This window comes from Desulfogranum japonicum DSM 18378, from assembly GCF_000429945.1.
Taxonomy (GTDB): domain Bacteria; phylum Desulfobacterota; class Desulfobulbia; order Desulfobulbales; family Desulfobulbaceae; genus Desulfogranum; species Desulfogranum japonicum.
On the sequence record NZ_AUCV01000085.1, the window covers coordinates 1 to 6,311 of the forward strand.

General features: G+C 44.4%; 5 protein-coding genes and 1 pseudogene. 1 reads left to right on the forward strand and 5 read right to left on the reverse strand.

What is annotated here, in order from left to right; translation table 11 throughout:
• Both G493_RS30720 and G493_RS30725 read right to left on the reverse strand, forming a co-directional pair.
• Positions 1–196 (reverse strand): transposase family protein (locus G493_RS30720; RefSeq protein WP_035275614.1); only part of this gene is annotated, 196 nt, incomplete at its 3' end.
• A 122-nt stretch (positions 197–318) separates the two neighbouring features.
• Positions 319–966: pseudogene (locus G493_RS30725) on the reverse strand (IS1634 family transposase); the annotation flags it as partial.
• Between the two features lie 52 nt (positions 967–1,018).
• Between G493_RS30725 and G493_RS0121955 the strand changes: the two are divergent.
• Entirely contained in the window at positions 1,019–1,792 is a 774-nt protein-coding gene (locus G493_RS0121955; RefSeq protein WP_028582100.1) for a hypothetical protein, read from the forward strand.
• Between the two features lie 196 nt (positions 1,793–1,988).
• Here the strand turns inward: G493_RS0121955 and G493_RS0121960 are convergent, their stop codons facing one another.
• The 3 genes from G493_RS0121960 to G493_RS33185 form a co-directional block, all read right to left on the reverse strand.
• Complete coding sequence (locus tag G493_RS0121960; RefSeq protein WP_028582101.1) at positions 1,989–3,914, reverse strand: ATP-dependent helicase; 1,926 nt, start codon at positions 3,912–3,914, stop codon at positions 1,989–1,991.
• 5 nt (positions 3,915–3,919) lie between these two features.
• Positions 3,920–5,644 carry an ATP-dependent nuclease gene (locus G493_RS0121965; RefSeq protein WP_028582102.1) on the reverse strand — a complete coding sequence of 575 codons (1,725 nt, stop codon included), beginning with the start codon at positions 5,642–5,644 and terminating at the stop codon, positions 3,920–3,922.
• Between the two features lie 178 nt (positions 5,645–5,822).
• A complete protein-coding gene (locus G493_RS33185) occupies positions 5,823–6,089 on the reverse strand; it encodes an antirestriction protein ArdA (protein ID WP_084813718.1) in 267 nt (88 codons plus the stop codon).
• Positions 6,090–6,311: the final 222 nt, after the last annotated feature.

Sequence of the window (6,311 nt, forward strand, 5' to 3'; positions counted from 1 at the left end):
CAAGAAAGGTGCTCAACCATTCTTGCTTGGCAAGTCCGTATTCTTGAATGGGTTTCCAGCCATCTGCACCGCAAATGGTACCGCAGATGGCAATTACAAGAATATCGAGCAGGTTATGTTTGATTTGATCCGTATCTCTGGGGTCATCCAGGGTGGAAAAGTGTTTCACAAAAAGAGAGCTTGCTTGTTTCTTCATCTGTAATCTTTTTTAAATCCGAGTTATCTCAGGGGTGACGAAGAAAACTATGTAACCTGTTAAGACGATAAAAGAAAGTAGACTATTTGCTTGAGTATAGGTTATTACCCATGCGATTGCCCTGATTGTTGTCCGAAGAGCAGAGTCAAATTGATCTGTGGCAGATGCTCATGATCTTTGTTTTTGCCGTAACGGACCTGCCTGAGGCTTTTGGAATAACTGGAGATCGATGTACTGTCGTAGGCGAAGTACTCCGTATCCATCCGGCGCTTTCCTTGAAGCTGAAAGAAGCGTAGCCTGGCCTCTTCTGTGATGGAAGCAAAGAGTTCGCTGCTTCTCTGAGATGAAATATTTTCGCCATGGGGATGTCGATGGATGGCTGCCCAGCGTGGGAAACGACTTAGCGGATTCCTATCCTCCAAGATTAGGTAATAAGCTATAGAGAGAATTTGCCTGTAACTCTCGGGAAAACACGCCTTTAAATCGTCTGTCACACCGGTGTCTTTACCAATATAATCGAAAAGATAGGTTGCCCCATAGAAGCTGCGAGCAAGACGGGTAACGGGAACCGGCCCTCGTTTAGCCTTTTCTTCAACGGCTGGCTTCTTTCTTTTGCGGGTGGGAATGATCTTCCGGGTTTCTGGATCTAGCCGTCCAATGCATTTTCGCTTCGCTCTGGACTGCTGCTTCTTCTTATCCCAATAAGAGACTGACTCATACGCATAAGTAACTCCTGTCTTTTTATTGGCCTGATATACAATAGTGGCCATTCGTAATCCCTCCTGTTCCTCGTTACAATAGTATGTATTGTGACGAGGATTTTTGCAAGAGAAATTGGACCTATTCCGTGTATTATTAAGTCATTATTTAAAATTCCTCGTTACATTTTGCCGGGAACTCAGGATTCACGGGGAAATCTACTCCCTGCCCCGGCAATTAGGCATCAAGAAAAAGGAGGTCGAAGCCCGGCTCGGCTCCTATAAGAACCTTTCAACCGTGGATGAAGTCAAAGCCACAATCAAAGGCAGATTATCGAAGTTATTCAAGAAGTTCGCGGAAGAGCTTAATCTGCAACATGAGCAAGAAAAGAAGCCATTAGAGCAAAAACGGCTCAATATGGTCAAACACCAACGCGATCAGCGCGAAAAGCTGAAAGCACAACAAAAAGAGCGCTGGCAGCAAGAAGAGCTAAACCGTGCCGCCCGCATCCGCCCCGGCTTCAAAGGCCTCTGGGATAAACTCACAGGCAACTACTGGAAAAGCCGCAAGAAGAATGAGCGAGAGGCTTGGCACGCCTATAAACGCGACTACAAAGAACGTGAAGAGCTCTTCAAACAACAAATGGAGGCCCGCCAAACCCTACAAATAGAGATCAAAGCGATGAGAGACAAACAGGAAGAAGAACGCAAAAACCTCTTCCGCGACCTCTCCCACGCCGAAACCATCACCACACCAGAAAAAACCAAATCACAGGAGGCAGAACACAAAACCTACCCGGACGATCATCTCGAAATCATCTCAGATGATGCTAGAGACCCTGAATCCCATGAGCAAGAACCAGCTAAAGGCAGCAAGGAAAAAGGCTTTGAGCGGTAATATTTCTGCCAGTATGTTTTCGACAACTAACCAAGTCATAACAAGGGGATAAGGTAGAAATGGGGCAATAATATGCCACTATTATTGCCACTAACTGTGACAACGATAGAGATAGAATTAGTCTTGAACAATGCCTCGATCTGGCAGTCATTAGTTTTTATCGCACCTGTCAGATCGAGCAACGACTATTCCAAAATCATAATTCAATCTCCATTTCACTAAGGAATCTGGAAGGCTGTTTTCTCCATCCAAAAACTTCAGATGAATAGGTCATCGTAAGGCTTTCTTGGGCGCGAGTGATGGCGACAAAGCAATTTCGTCTTTCTTCTTGCATTTCGAGGGAGTTGTCTCCCTTTTTTACGGCGGCCCAACTAGGCAGTTGATCCTCAACTAATCCCATGAGATAAACATGTCCAAATTCCATTCCCTTAGAGGCATGAATAGTGAAACAAGGGATTGCCTCAGGCGGTTTTGGCGGTGTTTTGGAGGTTAAATCCAATTCGTGTAAAAACTGATGTAAGCTCACATCCTCGCCTTCGAATTTTTTTGTAATTTCAGTATAAAGTATTGCCCACACTTCTCGCTCTTCCTCGAATTCGTTGAAAGCATTTTCATCCGGTCGTGAATCGGCTTGACAGGCGTCCGCCCAGTTAAATAATTTTTCTATAAATACGCGGTAGTTAAGTGAATTTAATAGTGGTTTAATGTCTGTTTCGAGTAATTGTCGTGTTCGGGCTTCAAGAGCGTCACGAAGCCTTACTTCCTCAAGCCATGAGCGCAATAAGTCTATACCATCTGCAGATGCACGGGAAAGCACTGGAGCAAGTTCAATGCTGATGCCTTCAAGTTCATAGAAGGCTTTTGAAAGACGCGCTAAGGCTTGCTTGTCTTCGCTTTGATTGACAAGGCGAAGAATAGAATGCAGCATCCTCATTGGAGCGCTTTTAAATTCATTTTTGCGAGCGGCGTAATAAACTGGGACACCAACCTCCTCAAGTTTCTCACCAATAAGATCAAGGAGTTTTTTTGTACGAGCAAGAACAGCGCAAATAGCTAGCTCTTCCTTGCTCTTTTGTGAGATTTCATTCGCAATCCACTCAACTTCCTCATTCAATGAGTTGAAATGAAACACTCGAACTACATTGCCGGATGCTCCCGGCTTAACCGCTTGCAATGGCTTTTTCCCAGCAGAGCGGTTCATATTCTTTTCAATTAGAGCATTTGCTAACTCAATAACTTGCGAAGGACAGCGGTAATTCTCCGGGAGCTGTAATTCGGAGACTCCGAAATCTTTACGTAGTGCTTCAATTCTTTTAGGACTCGCACCATTCCACTGATAAATAATCTGGTCGTCGTCAGCTACAACAAAAAGTGTAGACGGATCAGGCTGAGCTATATGTGATAGAATTCGATACTGAGAATGGTTGGTGTCTTGAAATTCATCGATAAGTATATGTTTATAAACCTTGCGAATATGCTTAACAAGGAAAGGATATTTTCCAAGAAGATCCAAAGATTCAGCTATCAGACTTGGAAAATCAAGAGAATTGGTCCGTCGCAATGCCTCTCTGTAAGCAGCATAGACGCGAGCCAACGGAATAGCATTATCTACATTTCTTTGCTCAAGCAGGACTTCCGCTTGATCTGGTGGAATGCATTGTTCTAGGAGCCTAGTAATCGCGGGCAGAAGCTGGGCGGCTTTAAAATGATCGGGAAGCGAATAAGTTAAATCTTTGCTGAGTACTCCAAGGACGTCATCAAGCAAAGCTTCACGATCAGCGTCATTAGAAAGAATTTGGAAATCTGGGCGAAAACTTAAATGGTTACCATGCTGTTGTAGTAATTCAGCCGCGTAAGAGTGAAAGGTTGTAAGCCGTACCCGAGCAAATTCGCTTGGGACGAGCTGTTCAACCCTGCCTCGCATTTCCGCTGCAGCCTTGTTAGTAAATGTAAGCGCCAGAATTCTGAAGTGTTGACCAGCAGATTGCTCCAGTATACGAGCAATGCGAGTAGTAAGAACCCGCGTTTTACCAGAACCAGGGCCAGCCAGTACAAGTAGAGGGCCCTCATCCCATAAAACTGCTTCTTGCTGATTTTCGTTTAGTGTTGATAGATCAATCATTGGTTTTAATCTCCGGCTAACTGGACAACACGGGTAATGATGTCTTTGATTGTTTGTGGAATCTCATCAATTCCACGTCGCCTGATTTCTGTAGCCAATGCTTGCGCGAAGGCTGGTTTACCGCCTGCATTCTTAATTGCAGCTTTTATCAGTAATTTTGTCTCTTTTGCGGCATCGCCTGCAGCTTCACTCGCGATCTGGCGTTTACGAGTTGCTGTAACCATGTTTTCGATAAATGCTTGGTAACCATTGTTCCAGAATTCATGCTCAACATCAGGATAGGTCAAAGTTCGAGCCCTATCAGCAAGATTTTCCCCAATCTCTAGGTAATTGTTTGCGCGGGCAACATAATCGTTTCCTGCTGAATCTCCGTCTGCCATCAAGAACCACTGAACGCCCAACGATTTGGCGAATTTTATCAACGGTTCACCTTTGTTAATAACTTGGCTTATCTCCAAAATGGAAAAACTGATTTGGTCTTGAGAATAACCCAGTATGTCAAAAATCAGCGGCATGAGATGATAGTCAGATTCACCTTCTACCAAGAGCCAACATCGAGAGAACAGATAATGTCCTCTGGTAAGTCGAATAGTATAGTCGATTGCCTGAAGTTCACGGTCAGAGAACGTACCAGTTTCAACTCGGCCAATTTTAGTTTCCCCATTAACTTTATAAAGTCTACGTAGGGAAAGAATTGGAACCTTTGAGATCAAATCCCCAGAATGACTCGTTACGATAATTTGCCCCGTCATGCTTTCAAAAAACGATCCCAACGAGCGAATGGCTGACGGGTGAAGATGTGCCTCAGGTTCTTCCAAAGCCAGTAACGGTGTAGATTCAGGTGTGTATGCTTCAGCCAAATTAGCTGCTGTAAACGCTTGAAAAAGCATCAATACAGCAAGGCTTTGTGTTCCCTCGCCATGGCGATGCAAGGGGAGTTTTGCACCATAAGACGACTTAAGATGAACCTGAATTTTTCCAACCATATCGAACACGCGGGTCGGAATTGCTTCCAGAACTACTGGATCGCTTGAGTCTAGCGGGACAAGCCGTTTAGCTTCGGCAATTCGGTTTGTCACCTCAGTCAATCCTTCGTTTGCTCCAATTACCTTTGTGTTAACCTCTTGGAGCATTTCCTCGATCCTATCGCGTTCCTCATCTGGAAGCTCGATTGATTTCAGAAAACCGCTCCAGAATTGTCCTCTCTGGCTAAACTCTTGCGAGGCATTACGGATAGCTGAAAGAAAAAAGAGAGGAACAAACCTCGTTATCAGATTAAGAGGCGTTGCGTTTTTTAGTATCAATTCGGCTCCGCTGCTATCTAGGAAAGCCCATGAGGTTTCAAAAGATCCCGACTCCGTCAGATAGCTTCCCTTCGCCTGTAACCAAATATGCTGTATCCCATCTTGGTCAAATTGAATTACTTCGCTCATTTGTTGAACGATGGGATCAGGCCAATCATCTTCCTGTTTTTCCGCAAAATGCAATACGATAGAAATTGGGTCGGCTGTTTGTGGCGTTGCGACTGCATCCTTTAAATGAAAATCGTATTCGGTAAACCGAGCATCCTTTCTGGCGCTGAAGCCACGAGTCAAGATCAAACGAAGCGCCTCAAGAACTGTTGACTTGCCAGTGTTATTTTCCCCAATGAGCACTGTTAAATCTTCAAAGGGCAAAAGTAATGAGCGAATGCCACGAAAATTTTCTATACTGATCTCGACAAGTTCCATAGAGTGATCTCCCGATCAGAGTTACCCGTTTTGCTGATTGCTTTGTGGCATTTCACCCAGATAAGTAATTAAAAAAAAAGTAAAAGTCCCAGTTTTTCTTGTTATACAAAAAGTAAGCATGCTAGGCAAGATTGAATGCAGCACGCTACAGTTAAGCAGCGTGGTTTTAAGCTTGTCCTCAGCAATTACTGAACACATGAATCTCGTTATGTGCTGTTTCTACAGTAAAAATATCGCCGCTCATTTCCATGTCACGGCCCATGCGGTCATAGTCGATGTAGTATGAAAGATGCTCCGGGACTTCGCTTGTGCTGGTGGTGAGCTCTTCGGCATAATCCGCAAGAGAGTCATAGCAGCCTTGATAGTTATCCTCTAACCCCCATGACAAGGACAAGTAGTCACAACGAAGCATGAAACTTGAGTGTTGAAATAGAGGGCGAGTCATAGCTATCCTATATCCTTCTGAAAAAACGGCTTAAATTTAATCATGAAGGAGGATAGCCATGACTCAAGGACAAGATACCCCAGCGATTTCAATTATTCATCCGGTATGTTGCGGATTGGATGTTCACAAAGAGAAAATATCGGCCTGCCTGCTCACCAGGGGCTCCCAGGGCCTGGAGGAATCTGAGGTGAGGGAATTTGGAACATTCACCGATGAGCTCAT